The sequence below is a fragment of the Burkholderia sp. MSMB1498 genome, assembly GCF_001526245.1.
GTDB lineage: Bacteria > Pseudomonadota > Gammaproteobacteria > Burkholderiales > Burkholderiaceae > Burkholderia > Burkholderia savannae.
In genome coordinates, this window is the sequence record NZ_LOYJ01000013.1 from 1 (window position 1) to 3,193 (window position 3,193).

The window sequence follows — 3,193 nt, forward strand, 5'->3', positions numbered from 1 at the left end:
CCCGTCGTTCGACATGCCGCGAGCGCCTCGTCACCGGCCGCCGTCGTTCTCCCGAATCACCGCCTCCGCCGCCGCGTCGGCCTCGCCCGCATACCCGTCGTGCACCTGCGTGCGCAAGCCCGGCAGCGGCGCCTCGCCGTCGAGCAGATGCCCGCCCCGCTCCTTCGTGCGGACCGTCGCCTTCATCGACAGCCCCACCCGCAGCGGATGCGCCGCCAGCTCCGACGGCTCCAGCGAGATCACCACCGGCACCCGCTGCACCACCTTGATCCAGTTCCCCGCCGCGTTCTGCGGCGGCAGCATCGAGAACGCGCTCCCCGTCCCCGCCGAGAACCCCTCCACCCGGCCCCGATACGTCACCCGCGCGCCGTACAGGTCCGACTCGAGCTGCACCGGCTGCCCCACCCGCATGTGCCGGATCTGCCCTTCCTTGAAGTTCGCCTCCACCCACACCTGCCGCAGTTGCACCACCGACATCAGCGGCACCCCCGGCCCCACCTGCTGCCCGATCTGCACCGACCGCTGCCCGACCGTCCCGTCCACCGGCGACACGATCGTCGTGCGCTTCAGGTTCCGGTACGCGAGCTTGAACTGCGCGCCCGCCTGCTGCACCGCCGGGTTCTGCCCGGCCGGCCGCTCGCTGCCCAGCGCGCGCGCCGCGTCCAGCTGCGCCTGCGCGCCCGCCAGCGCCGCCTGCGCGTTCGCCAGCGACGACTTCGCCCGCGCCAGCTCCTCCGGCGCCACCACCTCCACCGACGCCCCCACCCGCGCCCGGTACGCCTGCTGCGCGAGCTTCAGGTCCGCCTCCCGCGCCTTCACCGTCTCTTCGTACATCCCCATCGACAGCCGCGTGTTCGCCACCTGCCGCACCGCCTGCGCGAGCTGCGCCCGCGCCTGCGCGTACGCCGCCGACGCGTCCGCGTCGTCGAGCTTCACCAGCACCTGCCCCGCCTTCACCCGCTGCGTGTCCGTCACCAGGATGTCGGTCACCGTCCCCTGAATCTGCGCGGCGATCTGCACGACGTTGCCCGCCACGTACGCGTCGTCGGTCTCCTCGCTAAAGCGGCCGACGAGGAACCAGTAGAGCGCCGCCGCGAGCGCGACGATCGCCAGCAGTCCGAAGAACAGCGTGAAGCGGCGGCGGCGCGTCGCGCGGCGCGCGGCGAGCGACGCGGCCGCGTCGGGATGCGCGTGCTCGGACGCCGGCGTCGCGTGCGCGCCGTCCGCGGTCGTCGTATCGTTCGGCGCCTTGGCGCGCCGGGTGTGAGTGGCGGTGTCGTTCAAGGTCTTCGCGTGCGTGATGTCGGTGGCGCTATCGTGCGTTGGCCGGGCATGCCCGGGCGGCGTCGCGGATCGCTCCGGAGGGCTTCGATGTTCGGTTGCAGTGTCGGTTGAATCTCTCGTATTCACAATGGAGGTGGCGCTCGTGGTGATGTCTTCCTACTTGATGGTGCTCGATGCGTTGATGCCCGATGCGTTCGTGCCTGATGCATGCGCGCTCGACGCTCCCGAATAGCATTGCATCGCCCGCCGAAGCATGCATCGCGTCGACCGCCATTCGATCGCCGCCGCGCGTTCGCCCGTCGCTTCGACCGTCCGCCGAATCCCGCGACCGCACCGGTCAGTCGCGCTGCGGCTCGTTCGCCTCGGCCGGCCGCGACGCCGCCGCGAACGGCTTGCCCGCCTGCGCGAGCGGCCCGCCGCTCGCCTGCCGCGCGTCGAACCCGCCGCCCAGCGCCCCGATCAGCCCCACCCGCAACGTCCGACGCCGCGCTTGCAGCTCGATCGCGTGCGAGCGCTCGTCCAGCAGCGTCAGCTTCGCCAGGTTCACGTCCTTCCGCATCCCCATCCCGCGACGGTGCCGGTCCTCCGCCAGCGCCACCATCCGCTGCGCCGAGCGCACCGCCTGCTGCTGCTCCTTGAGCAGCGCATCGACCGTCGACAGCGACGTCAGCTGCCGCGCCACCTCGCCCAGCGCCCCATCCACCGTCTGGTTGTACAGCGCGAGCGCCACGTCCGCGTTCGCCACGTCGCCGCCCAGCTTCGCCTTCAGCCGGCCGCGATCGAAGATCGGCAGCGACAGCGCCGGCCCGATCGAGCCGCCCAGCGCATCGTGCTTGAACAGCGACGCCGGCGCCAGCGCGAACAGCCCGCCCAGCGCCGCCAGGTTCACGTCCGGGTAGAACGACGCGCGCGTGCCGTCGATCGACGCATACGCCGCCTCCACCCGCAGCCGCGCCGCGACGATGTCCGGCCGCCGACCCAGGAGCCCCGCCGGCAGCCGCGCCGGCAGCGGCGCGTCCGCGAGCGGCGCGAGCTTCGGCCGCGCGAGCGACAGCCCCCGCTCCGGCCCGCGCCCCGTCAGCACCCCCAGCTGCAGCTTCTGCAGCTGGATCTGCTCGTCGAGCAGCGCGATCTGCTCGAGCAGCTTGCTGCGCTTGAGCGCCGCATCGTCCGCGTCGTAGCCGTTGTCGATCCCGCGCGCCGCGCGCTCGCGCAGCACCGTCTCGACCTGCTCGCTCGAGCGGCGCTTGAGCAGCAGCAGCTCGCGCAGCGCGTACGCGCGGTCCAGCTCGCCGTACAGCGTCACGATCGCCACCGACAGCGTGAGCCGCGCCTGCTCCGCCTCGACCCGCGCCGCGTCGCGCATCGACATCAGCCCGCGCGTCGCCGCCGCGTTCTTGCCCCACAGATCCAGCTGGTAGTTCAGCCCGACGAACAGCGACGACGACGACACCACCGACTCGCCCACGAGCGGCACCGACACCGGCAAGCCGTTCAACGTCGTATTGATGGTGCCGCCCGAGCGCGGCACGTGCGCCTTGCTGAGCGACGCGCCCGTCGTCGCGGTGAGCCCCGTGAGCGATTCGAACTGCTGCAACTGCGACTGCGCGACGCCGATTCGCGCCTGCGCGGCCTGCAGCGTCGGGTTCTGCTGCAGCGCTTCGGCGACCAGCGCGTCGAGCTGCGGATCGCCGAGCTGCCGCACCCAGTCCGGGCTCGGCCATGCGCCGTGCGTGGCGCCGCCCGTCGTCTGCGCGAGCGCGTCGTCGCCGGGCTCGCGCGGCGCGAGCGTCGGCTTGAACCCCGACGGCACGCAGCCGGCCAGCGTCCATGCGAGCGCCGCCGCCGCGAACCAGCGCGCCGCGCGTCCTCCTGTCGTTCTCGTTGCCGCCTGATTCATCCGCGTCGT

General features: G+C 72.8%; 2 protein-coding genes. Both read right to left on the bottom strand.

Features of this window, described 5'->3' with window-relative positions; translation table 11 throughout:
* Positions 1-30 precede the first annotated feature (30 nt).
* Positions 31-1,284, bottom strand: a complete 1,254-nt coding sequence (locus WS91_RS02895; RefSeq protein ID WP_059582761.1) for an HlyD family efflux transporter periplasmic adaptor subunit — start codon at positions 1,282-1,284, stop codon at positions 31-33.
* A gap of 337 nt (positions 1,285-1,621) precedes the next feature.
* Positions 1,622-3,184 (bottom strand): efflux transporter outer membrane subunit, encoded by a 1,563-nt coding sequence (locus WS91_RS02900; RefSeq protein WP_063889470.1) that lies wholly within the window; start codon positions 3,182-3,184, stop codon positions 1,622-1,624.
* Between the last annotated feature and the right edge of the window lie 9 nt (positions 3,185-3,193).